The following is a 16,469-nucleotide window of genomic DNA, read 5'->3' on the forward strand; positions in this document are numbered from 1 at the left end:
TGCGCGCCGAAGCGGATCGACAGCTTGTCCGCCGAGATGAGCGTCTGCACGCTGCGGAGGTCGGTGAAGGGCGGGAACACCGCGACCTCGACGTCGTCGTGGTCGTGGCGGGCGTCCTTCAACGTCCACGCGAGCTTCTGCACGGTGGCGATGGCCTGGAGGTGGTCCAGGTTCATCTTCCAGTTACCAGCGATGAAGGGCGTGCGGCTCATCGGGACCACCCCAGTGCTTCGAGACCGGGCAGCGACTTGCCCTCGAGGAACTCGAGGCTGGCACCGCCACCGGTCGAGATGTGCCCGAACCGGTCGTCGGAGAACCCGAGCGACCGGACGGCCGCCGCGGAGTCACCGCCGCCGACCACGCCGAGGCCGTCGACCTCGGTCAGGGCCTGCGCGACGGTCTTCGTACCGGCCGCGAACGCCGGGAACTCGAACACGCCCATCGGGCCGTTCCAGAACACCGTCTTCGAACCGGACACCGCCGACGCGAAGCGCGTCGCCGTCTCCGGGCCGATGTCGAGACCGATGCCGTCCGTGCCGAACGACGAGGACTCGATCGCATCGGCCGCCACCGTCTCGTGCTGCGCGTCCGCGGCGAACCCGGAGGCCACCACGACGTCGGTCGGCAGGTCGATCGTGACGCCGAGCTCGTCGGCCTTCGACAGGTAGGCGCGGACGGTGTCGAGCTGGTCCTGCTCGAGCAGCGACTTCGCCACCCCGTGGCCCTGGGCCGCGAGGAAGGTGAAGAGCATGCCGCCGCCGATGCAGAGCGTGTCGACCTGCGGGAGCAGGTGCTCGATGACGCCGAGCTTGTCGCTGACCTTCGACCCGCCGAGCACGACCGTGTACGGCCGCTCCGGGTCCTTCGTCAGGCGCTCGAGCACCGTCAGCTCGGACTCGATGAGGGAGCCGGCCGCGCTGGGCAGCGCCGCGGCGAGTTCGTAGACCGAGGCCTGCTTGCGGTGGACGACACCGAAGCCGTCGGACACGAACGCGTCGCCCAGCGCTGCGATGCGCTCCGCGAACGCCTGGCGTTCCGACGCGTCCTTCGAGGTCTCCTCCGGGTTGAACCGGAGGTTCTCGAGCAGCAGGACGTCGCCGTCCCCGAGGGCCTCGGCAGCGGCGGTCGCCTCGTCGCCGACGGTCTCGCCGACGAAGGTGACCTCCTTGCCCAGCAGCTCGGAGAGGCGCTGCGCCACGGGGGCGAGCGAGTACTCCGGTGCCGGCGACCCGTCGGGCCGGCCGAGGTGCGAGATCACGATGACCCGCGCGCCGGCGTTCACCAGGGTGTTCAGCGTGCCGAGCGACGCCCGCACGCGGCCGTCGTCCGTGATCCGGCCGTCCTTGAGCGGGACGTTCAGGTCGCAGCGGACGACGACGCGCTTGCCGGCGAGGTCGCCGAGGTCCTCGAGGGTGCGGAGGCTCATGCCGAGAGTCGCTCGCCCACGTACTCGGTGAGGTCGACGAGGCGGTTCGAGTAGCCCCACTCGTTGTCGTACCACGAGGTGATCTTCACGAGGCCACCGATGACCTTGGTGAGACCGGAGTCGTAGATCGAGGAGTGCGGGTCCGTCGTGATGTCGGTCGACACCAGCGGGTCCTCGCTGTAGAGCAGGATGCCCTTGAGCGGGCCCTCGGCGGCCTCCTTGTAGGCGGCGTTGATCTCGTCGACCGTGACCGGGGACTTCGTCTCCAGGGTGAGGTCGGTGATCGAACCGGTCGGGACCGGGACGCGGAGGGCGTAGCCGTCGAGCTTGCCGGCGAGCTCCGGCATGACCTGGCCGATGGCCTTCGCGGCGCCGGTCGAGGTCGGGACGATGTTCAGCGCGGCGGCACGGGCACGACGCGGGTCCTTGTGCGGGCCGTCCTGCAGGTTCTGGTCGGCGGTGTAGGCGTGCACCGTCGTCATGAGACCGCGCTCGATGCCGAACTTGTCGTGGAACACCTTGGCGAGCGGCGCGAGGCTGTTCGTGGTGCACGAGGCGTTCGAGATGATGTTGTGGTTCGCCGGGTCGTACTCGCCCTCGTTCACGCCGAGGACGATGGTGACGTCGTCGCCGGTGGCGGGGGCCGAGATGATGACCTTCTTGGCGCCGGCGTCGATGTGCTTCTGCGCGTCGGCGGCCTTGGTGAAGAAGCCGGTCGACTCGATGACGATGTCGACGCCCAGCTCGCCCCAGGGGAGGTTGGCGGGGTCGCGCTCCGCGAGGACCTTGATCGGCTTGCCGTCGACGACGATGCTGTCGCCGTCGAGCTCGACGGAGACGCCGAGACGACCGGTGACGGAGTCGAACTTCAGGAGGTTCGCGAGGGCCGCGTTGTCGGTGAGGTCGTTCACCGCCACGATCTCGAGGTCGGAGCCCTTCGCGAGGGCGGCCCGGAAGAAGTTACGGCCGATGCGGCCGAAGCCGTTGATGCCGATCTTGACGGTCAATGGATCTCCTGGTGGGTGTGGAGCGCCCCGGGGGCGCTGCTTTCGGAGGTCGTGGGCCCGTCGGGCCCACGTGTGGTGGACGATACGCCCCGTAACGTCGCCGTAACGACCCTAGCAGTCGGACGCTGCGGACCACCGCCGTGTGACGGACGGGAGGCGCGGTGCCAGCTGGCACCGCGCCTCCCGTCCGCACCGGTCGTCAGAGCCGCGATCAGACGCCCTCGAGCTCCTCCGGCACGCTCGCCTCGGTGCCCGGGATGCCGTCGTCGACGGCCTTCTTGTCGGCCATCGCGAGCAGTCGGCGGATGCGACCGGCGATGGCGTCCTTCGTCATGGGCGGGTCGGCGTGCTGCCCGAGCTCGTCGAGCGACGCGTCGCGGTGCTCGAGGCGCAGGGAGCCGGCGTACTTCAGGTGGTCCGGGACCTCGTCGCCGAGGATCTCGAGCGCGCGCTCGACCCGGGCGCACGCGGCGACGGCGGCCTGCGCCGAACGACGGAGGTTCGCGTCGTCGAAGTTCACGAGGCGGTTGGCGGTGGCGCGGTCCTCGCGGCGCTGGCGCATCTCCTCCCACTCGGCGGTGGTGCGGGCGGCACCCATCACGGTGAGCATCTGCCCGATCGCCTCGCCGTCGCGGATGACGACGCGGTGGACGCCCCGGACCTCGCGACCCTTCGCCGCGATGCCGAGTCGCGACGCGGCGCCGACGAGTGCCATGGCGGCCTCGTTCCCGGGGCACGTGACCTCGAGGGCCGCGGCACGACCCGGGTCGGTCAGCGTGCCCGAGGCGAGGAAGGCGCCGCGCCAGATGGCGGCGAGGTCCTCGCGGTTGCCCGTGGTGAGCCGGTTCGGCAGCCCGCGGACGGGGCGACGACGGGCGTCCATGAGACCGGTCTGGCGGGCGAGCGTCTCCCCTGCCTCGAGCACGCGGACCAGGTAGCGGGTGCCGCGACGGGAGGAGGCGGACGACCCCACCGACGCCTCGCTCCGCACGCCGTACAGCTCCGCCAGGTCCTTGCGCACGCGGTGGACGATGATCCGGGTGTCGAGTTCGACCTCGACCGCGATCCTGCCCGAGATGACGTGCAGGCCGCCCGCGAACCGCAGGATGGTCGCGAGTTCGGCGGCGCGGACCGTGTTGCGGTTCACGACGACCCTGGCCAGTTCGTCCTTGACCTCGGCAGTCAACGGCACAGCATCATTCCTAACGTTTCTTCTGGTGGGGTCCGCGGCTCCGGCGCACGTCCGTGTGGAGCGGCCGGAGGGACGGTCACTCCCGGCCGAGATCTCGGTTCTTCACACGCACGGCGACGTCGGGCATCCCGCGGAGGAGGTTCGCCAACTCGGCGACGACGGCGACCGAGCGGTGCTTGCCGCCGGTACAGCCGATGGCGATCGTAGCGTGTCTTTTGTTCTCGCGCTGGTAGCCGGCCAGCACCGGCTCGAGCACGGCGGCGTACCGCTCGACGAACGACCGGGCTCCCGGCTGCGCCAGGACGTACTCCGAGACGGGCGCGTCGAGGCCGGTGTGCGGGCGGAGTTCCGGCACCCAGTAGGGGTTCGGGATGAAGCGGACGTCGGCCACCATGTCGGCGTCGGCCGGCAGTCCGTACTTGAAGCCGAAGCTCATCAGCGTGACCTGGACGCCGACGAAGTGGTCGTCGGCGAACCGGTCGGTCACGGTGTTCGCGAGCTGGTGGATGTTGAGGTCCGAGGTGTCGATGACGACGTCGGCGGCCTCGCGCAGCCCGGACAGGCGCGACCGCTCGAGCCCGATGCCGTCGAGGAGCGTGCCGTCCCCCTGCAGCGGGTGCGGTCGCCGGACCTGCTCGAATCGGCGGACGAGCACGGCGTCGGTCGCCTCGAGGAAGAGCACCCGGACCCGCGCCGACGCACTCGTCCGGACCTGCTCGACGGCCTGCTCGGGGTCGGTGAAGAACCGGCCGCCACGGACGTCGACCACCGTGGCGATCTTCGGGATCTTCTCACCCGCGCGGTCGGCGAGCTCGGTGAGCGGACCGAGCATCTGCGTGGGCAGGTTGTCGACGACGTACCAGCCGAGGTCCTCGAGCGCCTTGCCGACCGTCGACCGGCCGGCGCCGGACATGCCGGTGACGATGAGGATGTCGTGCTGCTGCTGCGCGCGGGCCGTCTCGGTCGGGCTGCTCGTGTCGCTCGTGTCGCTCATGTGTGGGAGGGCTCCGTCGTGGCGGCCCGGGCGTCGGCCCGGGGAGGTCTCGGCTGCTGGTCCAGGCTATCGCCCGCGGCGCGGGCCGGGCCGGGGCCCGGTCGTCCCGGAGGAGGTCACAGCGGGCGGTGCGGGCCGTCCGCCGTGACGTCGGGGACGCGGACGGGACCGGTCGGACGGGAGGCACCGGTCGGGTCCGTCCCGCCGGTCACGTCGGTCGGCGGGGTCGCGTCGGTCGGCGGGGTCGCGTCGGTCGGTGCGGTCGCGTCGGTCGGGGCGCTGGCGGTCGGCGCGCTGGCGGTCGGGGCGCTGGCCGTCGGTGCACTCCCGGTCGGGGTGCTCTGCGGCGTCTGCGCCAGCTTCGTGACGACCGCGGCGGCCGTCGCCGGTCCGACGCCGTTCACCTCGGCGACCTGGTCGGCCGTCGCCTCGCGGAGGCGCGCCACCGACCCGAAGTGCTTCAGCAGCGCGTTGACCCGCGTCGGGCCGAGGCCCGGGATCTCCGACAGCTGCGACCGCACGTCGCGCTTCCGTCGCGTCCGCTGGTGCGTGATCGCGAACCGGTGCGCCTCGTCGCGGATCCGCTGGATCAGGAACAGTGCCTCCGAGTTCCGCGGCATGATCACCGGGAAGTCGTCGTCGGGCAGCCAGAGCTCCTCGAGGCGCTTCGCGATCCCGACGAGCGCGATGTCGTGCACGCCGGCCTCGTCCATCGCCCGCTTCGCCGCCTGCACCTGCGGTTGCCCGCCGTCGACGATGAGCAGCTGCGGACGGTAGGCGAACCGCTTCGTCGGCTTCGTCCCCTCGATGACCTCGTCGCTCGTCGCGTCCGGGACGTCGGGTGCGGCGGCGTCCTCGTCGAGACGTGCCAGCCGCCGCGAGAGCACCTGGTACATGCTGTCGGTGTCGTCGGTCGTCTCGGCGATCGTGTACCGCCGGTACTGGTCCTTCCGCGGGAGCCCGTCCTCGAACACCACCATCGAGGCGACGACGTTCGTGCCCTGGAGGTGCGAGATGTCGTAGCACTCCATGCGCAGGGGTGCCTCGGTCATGCCGAGGGCGTCCTGGATGTCGGCCAGCGCCGCCGAGCGGGTCGTGTAGTCGGCGCTCCGCTTCGTCTTGTAGAGCATCAGCGCCTGCGCCGCGTTCTGGGCGGCGGTGCGGGCGAGGCCGGCACGATCCCCGCGCTGCGCGGTGCTGAGCTTCGTCCCGCGGCCGCCCCGACGTTCGCTGAGCCACTGCTGCAGCGCCTCGGCGTCCTCCGGGAGCTCCGGCACGACGACCTCGCGCGGGACGTCGTCGCTCGTGGCGTACTGGCCCTGCACGATCTGCTCGACGAGGTCGCCGGTGCTGATGTCGAGCTCCTTGTCCACCACCCAGCCCCGCACACCGCGGATGCGGCCGCCCCGCACGGAGAACAGCTGCACCGCGGCCGCGAGCTCGTCCTCCGCGACACCGAACAGGTCGAGGTCGACCGAGTCGCGCAGCACGACCGCGGACTTCTCGAGGACCGCCTCGAGCGCACCGACCTGGTCGCGGTACCTCGCGGCCTGCTCGTAGTCCATGGCGTCGGCCGCGGCCCCCATGCGCTGCCGCAGCGTGGTGATGACGCGCCGGTCGTAGCTGCCCATGAACCGCACGAACTCCTCGACCACCGCACGGTGCTCGGCGATCGTGACCTTCTGCGAGCAGGGGCCGCCGCACTTGCCGATCTGCCCCGGGAAGCACGGCTTGCCGGTCTGCATGGCCTTCTTGTACGACGAGTCCGAGCAGGTCCGGATCGGGAAGACCTTGATCATCAGGTCGATGGTGTCGTGCACCGCCCAGATCTTCGGGTACGGCCCGAAGTACTTGGCGCCCTTGATCTTCCGGTTCCGCGTCACCATCACCCGGGGCGACTCCTCACCCAGGGTGATCGCCATGTACGGGTACGACTTGTCGTCCCGGAACTTGACGTTGAAGGGCGGGTCGAACTCCTTGATCCACGTGTACTCGAGCTGGAGCGCCTCGATCTCGGAGCCGACCGTGGTCCACTCGACGCTGCGCGCCGTCAGGACCATGCGGCGCGTGCGCTCGTGCAGCGTCGGCAGCGGTGCGAAGTAGTTGCTCAGCCGCGCGCGGAGGTTCTTCGCCTTGCCGACGTAGAGCACCCGACCGGCCTCGTCACGCCACCGGTACACACCGGGGTCGGTCGGGATCTCCCCCGCCTTCGGCCGCCAGGAGACGGTGTCCGCCACCTACCGAGCACCCGCCTTCTGCTTCTGCGTCGCCTGGCGCGCACCGACGGCCTGCTGCTTGCCGACGCGGGCGTCCTGGGCGTCGAAGATCTCGCGCAGGAACACGCCCGTGTGGCTCTCCGGGACGTCGGCGACGTGCTCGGGGGTGCCGACCGCCAGGACCGTGCCACCGCCCGCGCCACCCTCGGGACCCATGTCGACGAGCCAGTCGGCCGACTTGATGACGTCGAGGTTGTGCTCGATGGTGATGACGGTGTTGCCCTTGTCGACCAGGCTCTGCAGGACGAGCAGGAGCTTCCGGACGTCCTCGAAGTGCAGACCCGTCGTCGGCTCGTCGAGCACGTAGACCGTGCGGCCGTTCGACCGACGCTGGAGCTCGGTCGCGAGCTTGACGCGCTGCGCCTCGCCTCCGGAGAGCGTGGTGGCGCTCTGCCCGAGCCGGACGTAGCCGAGCCCGACGTCGACGAGCGTCGCCATGTAGCGGTGGATGGCGGAGATCGGCTCGAAGAACTCGGCCGCCTCGCTGATGGGCATGTCGAGGACCTCGGAGATGTCCTTGCCCTTGTAGTGCACCTGCAGCGTCTCGCGGTTGTACCGGGCACCACCGCAGACCTCGCACGCCACGTAGACGTCGGGCAGGAAGTTCATCTCGATCTTGATCGTGCCGTCGCCCGAGCAGTTCTCGCAGCGACCGCCCTTGACGTTGAAGCTGAAGCGCCCGGGCTGGTAGCCGCGTGCCTTCGCCTCGGGCGTCTCGGCGAAGAGCTGCCGGATGCGGTCGAACACGCCCGTGTAGGTCGCCGGGTTGGACCGCGGGGTGCGGCCGATCGGCGCCTGGTCGACGTGCACGACCTTGTCGAGCTGGTCGAGGCCCTTCACACGCGTGTGCTTGCCCGCGATGTGCCGGGCGCCGTTGAGCTGGTTCGCGAGCACCTTGTAGAGGATGTCGTTGACCAGCGTCGACTTGCCCGACCCGCTGACGCCGGTGACCGCGGTGAAGACGCCGAGCGGGAAGTCGACGTCCACCTGCTTGAGGTTGTTCGCGCGGGCACCCTGCACGCTGATGACGCGCTTCGGGTTGATCTTCCGACGCTCGGACGGCACCTCGATCGCACGGCGGCCGGCGAGGTAGTCACCGGTCACGGACTCGCGGTTGGCGATGATCCCCTCGTACGACCCGGAGTGCACGACCTTGCCGCCGTTCACGCCGGCGCCCGGTCCGATGTCGACGACCCAGTCGGCCGTGCGGATGGTGTCCTCGTCGTGCTCGACGACGATGAGCGTGTTGCCGAGGTCCTTCAGCTTGACGAGCGTGTCGATGAGCCGACGGTTGTCCCGCTGGTGCAGGCCGATGCTCGGCTCGTCGAGGACGTAGAGCACGCCGGTCAGACCCGAGCCGATCTGCGTCGCGAGCCGGATGCGCTGGGCCTCGCCGCCGGAGAGGCCGCCCGCGCCGCGGGCCAGCGTCAGGTAGTTGAGCCCGACCTCGAGCAGGAACTCGAGGCGGGCGCGGATCTCGCGGAGCACCGCCGCGGCGATGTGGGCCTCGCGCTCGGTGAGCGTCAGCTCGTCCATGAACCCGTAGGCCTGGTCGAGCGACATGTCGGTGACGTCGGCGATGCTGCGGCCGTCGACCGTCACGGCCAGGACCTCGGGCTTCAGGCGCGTGCCGTCGCACACCGGGCACGGGACCTCGCGCAGGTAGCCCTGGAAGCGCTGTCGCTGCGAGTCCGACTCGGCCTCGGCGAACTTGCGCTCGATGTAGGGCATGACGCCCTCGAACCCGCTCGTGTAGCGCATCTCGCGTCCGAAGCGGTTCTTCCACGAGACCGACACCTGGAAGTCCTTGCCGGTCAGGATCGCGGCCTGCACGGTCGGGTCGAGCCGGTTCCACGGGGTGTCCAGGTCGAACCCGAGGTCCTTGCCCAGACCGGAGAGGAGCTTCTCGAAGTACGAGTACAGCCCGCTCGTGCCCGTCCACGGCAGCAGCACACCGTCGCGGAGCGATGCCTCGGGGTCGCCGAGCACGAGGTCCGGGTCGACGGACATCCGCGTCCCGAGGCCCGAGCACTCGGGGCACGCGCCGAAGGGCGCGTTGAACGAGAAGGTGCGGGGCTCGATCTCGGTCAGCGCGAGCGGGTGGTTGTTCGGGCAGGACAGGTTCTCGGAGTACGTCCGGACCGCGCCGGGGCCCTCGTGGTCGACGAGGTCGATCGCCACCGTGCCGTTCGTCAAGCGCAGCGCGGTCTCGAGCGAGTCCGTCAGCCGGCCGAGGATGTCGTCGCTCGCCACGAGCCGGTCGACGATCACCGCGATGTCGTGCTTGACCTGCTTCTTGAGCTTGGGCGGGTCGCTCAGCTGCACGCGCTCCCCGTCGACGATCGCGCGGGCGTAGCCGGACGCGGCGAGCTCCTGGAAGAGGTCGACGAACTCGCCCTTCTTCTTCGAGACGACGGGCGCCAGGACCTGGAACCGCGTGCCCGATTCGAACGCCATGAGCTGGTCGGCGATCTGCTGCACGCTCTGCTTGCTGATCACCTCGCCGCAGACGGGGCAGTGCGGGACCCCGATGCGCGCCCACAGCAGGCGCATGTAGTCGTAGACCTCGGTGATCGTGCCCACGGTCGACCGCGGGTTGCGGTTCGTCGACTTCTGGTCGATCGACACCGCGGGCGACAGGCCCTCGATGAAGTCGACGTCCGGACGGTCAACCTGACCGAGGAACTGCCGCGCGTACGCGGACAGCGACTCGACGTAGCGGCGCTGGCCCTCGGCGAAGATCGTGTCGAACGCGAGCGAGGACTTGCCGGAGCCCGAGAGCCCGGTGAAGACCACGAGCGAGTCACGGGGGATCTCGAGGTCGACGTCGCGGAGGTTGTGGACACGGGCACCGCGCACGCTGAGCGTCGAGGTGCTGTGCGGCGCGGTCCCGCCGGGGAGGTGGAGGTCGGCGGGCTCGCCGAAGGCGCTCCCGCCCGGGGTCGCGGTTCCGCGGTCAGAAGTGATGGTCATCGCAGACGATTGTACGAAGCCCGACCGACATCCGTCCCGGCGTGGCGGACCGGATCGACTCAGACGAGTGCGTCGAGAGCGAACGCGACGCCCGTGGCCCGCTCGCTCGCGGTCCAGAGCCGTGCCGCCGCCGTGCGGTCGTGCGCCCGCGACCGCGCCGGCACGATCGCCGGCGCACCGGCGAGCTGCAGCGGGCCGTCCGGTCCCCAGTACTCCCCCGACCGGACCCCGTCGCCGACGGCCGCGTGCACGAGCGGGCGGGCACCGGCGTCCTTGCCCTGGGCGATCCACCCGGATCCGGCGCGCATCCAGGCGGGCTCCGACCGGGTCGGCGCGACGTCCGGACGCGCGGGCCCGGCGGCGTCGATCGCGAGCCCTGGGTGCGCGACGACGCTCCGGACCGCCGAGCCCGCGTCGCCGAGCCGCTGCGCGAGCTCGAAGCCGAACAGCATCACGGCGAGCTTGCTCCGGGCGTACTGCCGGTGGCCGTCGTAGCGACCGACCGCCAGGGGGTCGCGCCGGTCGAGGGTGACGAACCGGTGCGCGATCGACCCGAGGTGCACCACGCGGCCGTCGTCCTGGTCGAGCAGGGGCAGCACCAGCGCGGTCCAGGCGAAGTGCCCGAGGTGGTTCGTGCCGACCTGCAGTTCGAGTCCCTGGGCGGTGGACCGCTGTTCGGACGACCCCACGACACCCGCGTTGTTGAGCAGCGCGTGCACCGGTCCCAGTTCCGCGAGGGTCGCGGCGGCGGCGTGGACGCTGTCCAGGTCGGCGAGGTCGAAGTGGAGGTGCACCAGGTCGGCGTCGTCCACGTGCGCCCGGATGCTCCGCTCGGCCGCGAGACCGCGGTCGGGGTTCCGGGTCGCCAGCACGACGCGGTGACCCTGCGCCGCGAGCTGCTCCGCGGCGTGGTACCCCAGGCCCGCACTGGCGCCGGTGACGACGACGGTGCGACGGCCGGCGTCACCGGACATGGCCGGCCGACTCCATCTGCCGCAGGGCCTTCTTGAGGTCCTGGACCTCGTCGCGCAGGCGGGCCGCGAGCTCGAACTTCAGCTCCGCCGCCGCCTGGAGCATCTGGTCGTTGAGGTCGCCGATGGTCGCCTCGAGCTGGGTCGCGCCCTCGCCGGCGATGCCCTCGCGTCGCAGGTTCGGCGTCGGCGAGCGACGTCCGTCGGCACCCGGGCGGCCCTGGAGCAGCGCCTTGGTGTCGTCGCTCTCGCGCTGCAGGACCTCGGTGATGTCCGCGATCTTCTTGCGGAGCGGCTGGGGGTCGATGCCGTGCTCCAGGTTGTACGCGACCTGCTTCTCGCGACGCCGGTCGGTCTCGTCGATCGCCTGCCGCATCGAGTCCGTGATCTTGTCCGCGTACATGAGCACCTGGCCGGACACGTTGCGGGCGGCGCGACCGATGGTCTGGATGAGCGACGTCGAGGACCGCAGGAAGCCCTCCTTGTCGGCGTCGAGGATCGCGACGAGCGAGACCTCGGGCAGGTCGAGCCCCTCGCGGAGCAGGTTGATGCCGATCAGCACGTCGTACACGCCCTGCCGCAGCTCGGTGAGGAGCTCGACGCGCTTGAGGGTGTCGACGTCGGAGTGGAGGTACCGGACCCGCACCCCCGCGTTGCCGAGGAAGTCGGTGAGCTCCTCGGCCATGCGCTTCGTGAGCGTCGTGACGAGCACGCGCTCGTCACGCTCGGAGCGCAGCTTGATCTCCTCGAGCAGGTCGTCGATCTGGCCGTCGCTCGGCTTGACGACGATCTCGGGGTCGACCAGGCCGGTCGGGCGGATGATCTGCTCGACGACACTGTCCGTGACCCCGAGCTCGTACTTGCCGGGGGTGGCGGACAGGTACACCTTCTGCCCGACGCGCTCGAGGAACTCCTCCCACGTCAGCGGGCGGTTGTCGAGAGCGCTCGGCAGGCGGAACCCGTGCTCGACGAGCGTGCGCTTGCGCGAGGCGTCGCCCTCGTACATGGCGCCGATCTGCGGCACCGTGACGTGCGACTCGTCGATGACGATGAGGAAGTCGTCCGGGAAGTAGTCGATGAGGCAGTGTGGGGCCTCGCCGGCGTCGCGGCCGTCCATGTGGCGCGAGTAGTTCTCGATGCCCGAGCAGAACCCGATCTGCTCCATCATCTCGATGTCGAAGGTCGTGCGCATCCGGAGCCGCTGGGCCTCGAGCAGCTTGCCCTGGCCCTCCAGTTCGGCGAGACGGTCGGCCAGTTCGTCCTTGATGCGCTCGATCGCGCGGTGCATGACGTCGGTGTCGGCCACGTAGTGCGACGCCGGGAAGATCGAGACGCCCGGGAGGTCGGCGATCACGTTGCCGGTCAGCGGGTGCAGCGACGAGAGGGCCTCGATCTCGTCACCGAACATCTCGATGCGGATCGCGTGCTCCTCGTACATCGGGATGATCTCGATGGTGTCGCCGCGCACCCGGAAGGTGCCGCGCGCGAAGTCGACGTCGTTGCGCTGGTACTGCATCCCGACGAACTTGCGGACGAGCTGGTCGCGCGAGATGGTCTGGCCGACGTGCAGGGCGATCGACGCGTTCATGTACTGCTCCGGCGTCCCGAGGCCGTAGATGCAGGACACGGTCGAGACCACGACGACGTCGCGGCGACTCAGCAGCGAGTTGGTCGTCGAGTGGCGGAGGCGCTCGACCTCGGCGTTGACCGAGGAGTCCTTCTCGATGAACGTGTCCGTCTGCGGGACGTACGCCTCGGGCTGGTAGTAGTCGTAGTACGAGACGAAGTACTCGACGGCGTTGTTCGGCAGCAGACCTCGGAACTCGTTCGCGAGCTGCGCGGCGAGCGTCTTGTTGTGGGCGAGGACGAGCGTCGGCCGCTGGACCTGCTCGATGAGCCAGGCCGTCGTGGCGGACTTGCCCGTACCGGTGGCGCCGAGCAGCACGACGTCGGTCTCACCGGCGTTGATGCGGCCGGCGAGTTCGGCGATCGCCGCCGGCTGGTCGCCGCTCGGCGAGTACTCGCTGATGACCTCGAACGGACGGATCGCCCGCGTGGGCTCGATCGACACTGCCATGCCTGCAACGGTAGTCGGCGCCGCCGACACCGGACGGCCCTGATCGCCCACAGCGTCAGCGGGTCAGGCGTGCCCAGACGTCGTCGGCGGACCGGATCGTCTCGTCGACCGTCCCCGTGGCGTCGACGACGTGGTCGGCGAGGGCGAGCCGCTCGGCGTCGGACGCCTGTGCCCCGACCCGCCGCTCGGCCTCGTCCCGCGTGGCGCCGCGGAACGCCACCAGGCGCTCGACCCGCTGCGCGGCCGGTGCGTCCACCACGACGACGGCGTCGAAGGCGATCGGACGCCGGCCGCGGGCCTCGGCCAGCAGCGGGACGTCGTACACGACGAGCGCGTCCGGGTCGGCGGCCTCGGCCGCGTCGAAGGCCTGCTGCGCCAGCCGCCAGACCTCCGGGTGCGTGATCGCCTCGAGGTCCCTCCGAGCGTCGGCGTCCGCGAACACGATGCTGCCGAGGGCGGGGCGGTCGAGCGAGCCGTCGGCTGCGAGCACGCCCGGCCCGAACCGCTCCGCCACACGGGCGAGCCCGGGGCTGCCGGGTGCGACCGCCTCCCGCGCCAGCCGGTCCGCGTCGACCACGACGGCACCGTGCTCCGCCCAACGACGGGAGACGGTGGACTTGCCCGCGGCGATGCCGCCTGTCAGACCGATGATGCGCACCGCCCCAGGCTACTCAGCACGCCGTGGAACGCCGGAAGCCCGGCACCCCGTGAGGGGTGCCGGGCTTCCGGGACGGTGCGACCCGCTCGATCAGTTGTTCGAGCTGAGCTTCTCGCGGAGCGCCGCGAGCGAAGCGTCGTCGGCCAGGGTGCCCTGACCGTTCGTCTCGCTCGTGAACGACGACGACGAGGAGGTCGACGCGCTGGCCGGCAGGTCGAAGTTGCCCTGCGCCTCGTCGGCGATGGTCTTCGCGACCTGCGCCTTGTGGGCCTCCCAGCGCGACTGGGCGGCCGCGTACTGGCCCTCCCACTCGGTGCGCTGGGTGTCGTAGCCCTCGAGCCACTCGTTCGTCTCCGGGTCGAAGCCGTCCGGGTACTTGTAGTTGCCCTGGTCGTCGTACTCGGTCGGCATGCCGTAGAGCGCCGGGTCGAACTCGGTGCCCTCCGGGTCCACGCCCTCGTTCGCCTGCTTGAGGCTGAGCGAGATGCGGCGACGGTCGAGGTCGATGTCGATGATCTTGACGAAGACCTCGTCACCGACGGAGACGACCTGCTCGGCGAGCTCGACGTGCTTGTTCGAGAGCTCCGAGATGTGGACGAGACCCTCGATGCCGTCCGCGACGCGGACGAAGGCACCGAACGGCACGAGCTTCGTGACCTTGCCCGGCGCGATCTGACCGATCGCGTGGGTGCGGGCGAAGACCTGCCACGGGTCCTCCTGCGTGGCCTTGAGCGAGAGCGACACGCGCTCGCGGTCCAGGTCCACCTCGAGGATCTCGACGGTGACTTCCTGACCGACCTCGACGACCTCGCTGGCGTGCTCGATGTGCTTCCAGGAGAGCTCGGAGACGTGGACGAGACCGTCGACGCCACCCAGGTCGACGAACGCACCGAAGTTGACGATCGACGACACGATGCCCTTGCGGACCTGGCCCTTGTGGAGGTTGTTGAGGAAGGTGGTGCGCGACTCGGACTGCGTCTGCTCGAGCAGGGCGCGCCGCGAGAGGACCACGTTGTTGCGGTTCTTGTCGAGCTCGAGGATCTTCGCCTCGAGCTCCTGGCCCAGGTACGGGGTCAGGTCGCGGACGCGACGCAGCTCGATGAGCGAGGCGGGGAGGAAGCCGCGGAGACCGATGTCGACGATCAGGCCGCCCTTGACGACCTCGATGACCGTGCCGGTCACGACGCCGTCGGACTCCTTGATCTTCTCGACGTCGCCCCACGCGCGCTCGTACTGCGCACGCTTCTTCGACAGGATGAGGCGACCTTCCTTGTCCTCCTTCTGGAGGACCAGGGCCTCGACCTCGTCGCCGACCTCGACGACCTCGTTGGGGTCGACGTCGTGCTTGATCGAGAGTTCGCGCGAGGGGATGACACCCTCGGTCTTGTAGCCGACGTCGAGGAGGACCTCGTCGCGGTCGATCTTCACGACGGTTCCGGAGATCAGATCGCCGTCGTTGAAGAACTTGAGGGTCTTCTCGACCTCGGCCAGGAAGTCATCAGCCGAGCCGATGTCGTTGATGGCGACCTGCTTGGGAGCCTTGGTCGTGGTGGTTGTCATGTAGAGATTGCTCCGAACGGACATGAGTCGGGCCGTGACGGCGAGGGAGCGACCCCCTGGTCCGCACCGAACGTCGGTGCGAGCCGTCATGGCAGTGGTTGGTTGGCGCGGATTGCGCCGATTGAGTCTAGCCGCAGGGCCGTGGGCCCCACAACCGGGCGTGTCGCGCGTGTCGCGGGTCCCCCGGTCAGCCGAGCAGCGCACTCCGCAGCGTGTCGAGTCCGACGCCGCCGAGCGTGAGTGCGCGGTGGTGGAAGGCCTTGAGGTCGAACGCCGTACCCTCGCGGGCGGCGAGCTCGTCGCGGATCGACTCCCAGACGCGCTGCCCGACCTTGTAGGACGGCGCCTGCCCCGGCCACCCGAAGTACCGGGCGACCTCGAACTGCACGAACTCCGGCGCCATGTTGACGTTCTGCCCCATGAAGTCGAGCGCGTACTCCCACGTCCAGCCGCCGCCGTCGGGGTTCGTCTTCTGCAGGTGCACGCCGATGTCGAGCACGACACGGGCGGCTCGCATGCGCTGTCCGTCGAGCATGCCGAGCCGGTCGCCGTCGTCGTCGAGGAACCCGAGCTGCTCCATGAGCCGCTCGGCGTAGAGCGCCCAGCCCTCCACGTGACCGGACGGTCCGGCGAGCTGACGCCGCCAGGTGTTGAGCTCCCCGCGGTTGTGCACCGCCTGGCTGATCTGCAGGTGGTGACCCGGGACGCCCTCGTGGTAGACCGTGGTCTTCTCGCGCCAGGTCCCGAACTCGGTCACGCCCTGCGGCACCGACCACCACATCCGGCCGGCCCGCGAGAAGTCGTCGGACGGGCCGGTGTAGTAGATGCCGCCCTCCTGGGTGGGGGCGATCCGGCACTCCAGTCGCTTGATCGGGTCGGCGATGTCGAAGTAGGTGCCGTCCATCGCGCGGATGGAGGCGTCGCTCGTCTCCTGCATCCACCGCTGCAGGGCGTCCGTGCCGTGCAGGATGCGGGCCGGGTCGGCGTCGAGGACCTCGATCGCCCGGGCCACCGACGCGCCGGGTTCGATGCGGTCGGCGATGCGCTCCTGCTCGTCGCGCATCCGGGCGAGCTCCTCGATCCCCCACTCGTAGGTCTCGTCGAGGTCCACGACCGCCCCGAGGAAGCGGCGGGAGTGCAGCTCGTAGTCCTCGCGCCCGACGGCGTCGACCGGTGTGGCCAGCGGCAGGAGCTCGGGCGCGCGGGAACCCGCTGACGAGCGGGGCACGGGGGGGGGCGCCGACGGGCGGGGAGGAGGGCGTGGTGGGGAGGTAGGGCGGAGAGCCTGGTGCATATAGAGGCTGGGCGAGGGGCGGGGAGAGAGAGAGCAGTAAC

At 70.3% G+C, this 16,469-nt stretch carries 11 protein-coding genes and 1 pseudogene; all 12 read right to left on the reverse strand.

All coding sequences use genetic code 11. The features are described from left to right. A partial coding sequence (locus tag H7A69_RS15400) for a triose-phosphate isomerase (protein WP_182047862.1) occupies positions 1 to 212 on the reverse strand: 212 nt, incomplete at its 3' end. Then, the gene (locus tag H7A69_RS15405; protein WP_182047864.1) at positions 209 to 1,426 is read right to left on the reverse strand and encodes a phosphoglycerate kinase; all 1,218 of its coding nucleotides are present in this window, start codon (positions 1,424 to 1,426) and stop codon (positions 209 to 211) included. The genes H7A69_RS15400 and H7A69_RS15405, both read right to left, overlap by 4 nt. Further along, on the reverse strand, positions 1,423 to 2,433 hold the full coding sequence (gene gap, locus H7A69_RS15410; RefSeq protein WP_069710829.1) for a type I glyceraldehyde-3-phosphate dehydrogenase: 1,011 nt from the start codon (positions 2,431 to 2,433) through the stop codon (positions 1,423 to 1,425). The genes H7A69_RS15405 and gap overlap by 4 nt, the downstream gene beginning before the upstream one ends. Before the next feature lie 211 nt (positions 2,434 to 2,644). Next, on the reverse strand, positions 2,645 to 3,625 hold the full coding sequence (gene whiA, locus H7A69_RS15415) for a DNA-binding protein WhiA (RefSeq protein ID WP_182047866.1): 981 nt from the start codon (positions 3,623 to 3,625) through the stop codon (positions 2,645 to 2,647). A 76-nt stretch (positions 3,626 to 3,701) separates the two neighbouring features. Next, complete coding sequence (gene rapZ, locus H7A69_RS15420; protein ID WP_182047868.1) at positions 3,702 to 4,619, reverse strand: RNase adapter RapZ; 918 nt, start codon at positions 4,617 to 4,619, stop codon at positions 3,702 to 3,704. 116 nt (positions 4,620 to 4,735) lie between these two features. Beyond that, positions 4,736 to 6,856, reverse strand: coding sequence for an excinuclease ABC subunit UvrC (uvrC, locus tag H7A69_RS15425; protein WP_182047870.1), 2,121 nt, complete (start codon positions 6,854 to 6,856; stop codon positions 4,736 to 4,738). Further along, a complete protein-coding gene (uvrA, locus tag H7A69_RS15430) occupies positions 6,857 to 9,868 on the reverse strand; it encodes an excinuclease ABC subunit UvrA (protein ID WP_259346259.1) in 3,012 nt (1,003 codons plus the stop codon). 59 nt (positions 9,869 to 9,927) lie between these two features. Next, positions 9,928 to 10,842 (reverse strand): SDR family NAD(P)-dependent oxidoreductase, encoded by a 915-nt coding sequence (locus H7A69_RS15435; RefSeq protein ID WP_182047872.1) that lies wholly within the window; start codon positions 10,840 to 10,842, stop codon positions 9,928 to 9,930. After that, positions 10,832 to 12,916 carry an excinuclease ABC subunit UvrB gene (gene uvrB / locus H7A69_RS15440; protein WP_182047875.1) on the reverse strand — a complete coding sequence of 695 codons (2,085 nt, stop codon included), beginning with the start codon at positions 12,914 to 12,916 and terminating at the stop codon, positions 10,832 to 10,834. The genes H7A69_RS15435 and uvrB overlap by 11 nt, the downstream gene beginning before the upstream one ends. A gap of 55 nt (positions 12,917 to 12,971) precedes the next feature. Next, positions 12,972 to 13,574: a dephospho-CoA kinase gene (coaE, locus tag H7A69_RS15445; RefSeq protein ID WP_182047877.1), complete on the reverse strand. Its 603-nt coding sequence runs from the start codon at positions 13,572 to 13,574 to the stop codon at positions 12,972 to 12,974. Positions 13,575 to 13,664: 90 nt separating this feature from the next. Beyond that, entirely contained in the window at positions 13,665 to 15,134 is a 1,470-nt protein-coding gene (gene rpsA, locus H7A69_RS15450; protein ID WP_069710823.1) for a 30S ribosomal protein S1, read from the reverse strand. A gap of 187 nt (positions 15,135 to 15,321) precedes the next feature. Next, positions 15,322 to 16,329 (reverse strand): annotated as a pseudogene (locus H7A69_RS15455) (DUF885 domain-containing protein); the annotation flags it as partial. Positions 16,330 to 16,469 lie beyond the last annotated feature (140 nt).

Source organism: Curtobacterium sp. ME26 (genome assembly GCF_903970945.1).
Taxonomy (GTDB): domain Bacteria; phylum Actinomycetota; class Actinomycetes; order Actinomycetales; family Microbacteriaceae; genus Curtobacterium; species Curtobacterium citri.

Excerpts from the sequence above, each read along its gene's own strand:
- H7A69_RS15405 (WP_182047864.1), bottom strand. The coding sequence starts at position 1,426 with ATGAGCCTCCGCACCCTCGAGGACCTCGGCGACCTCGCCGGCAAGCGC.
- rapZ (WP_182047868.1), bottom strand. The coding sequence starts at position 4,619 with ATGAGCGACACGAGCGACACGAGCAGCCCGACCGAGACGGCCCGCGCG.
- uvrA (WP_259346259.1), bottom strand. The coding sequence starts at position 9,868 with ATGACCATCACTTCTGACCGCGGAACCGCGACCCCGGGCGGGAGCGCC.
- H7A69_RS15435 (WP_182047872.1), bottom strand. The coding sequence starts at position 10,842 with ATGTCCGGTGACGCCGGCCGTCGCACCGTCGTCGTCACCGGCGCCAGT.
- uvrB (WP_182047875.1), bottom strand. The coding sequence starts at position 12,916 with ATGGCAGTGTCGATCGAGCCCACGCGGGCGATCCGTCCGTTCGAGGTC.
- rpsA (WP_069710823.1), bottom strand. The coding sequence starts at position 15,134 with ATGACAACCACCACGACCAAGGCTCCCAAGCAGGTCGCCATCAACGAC.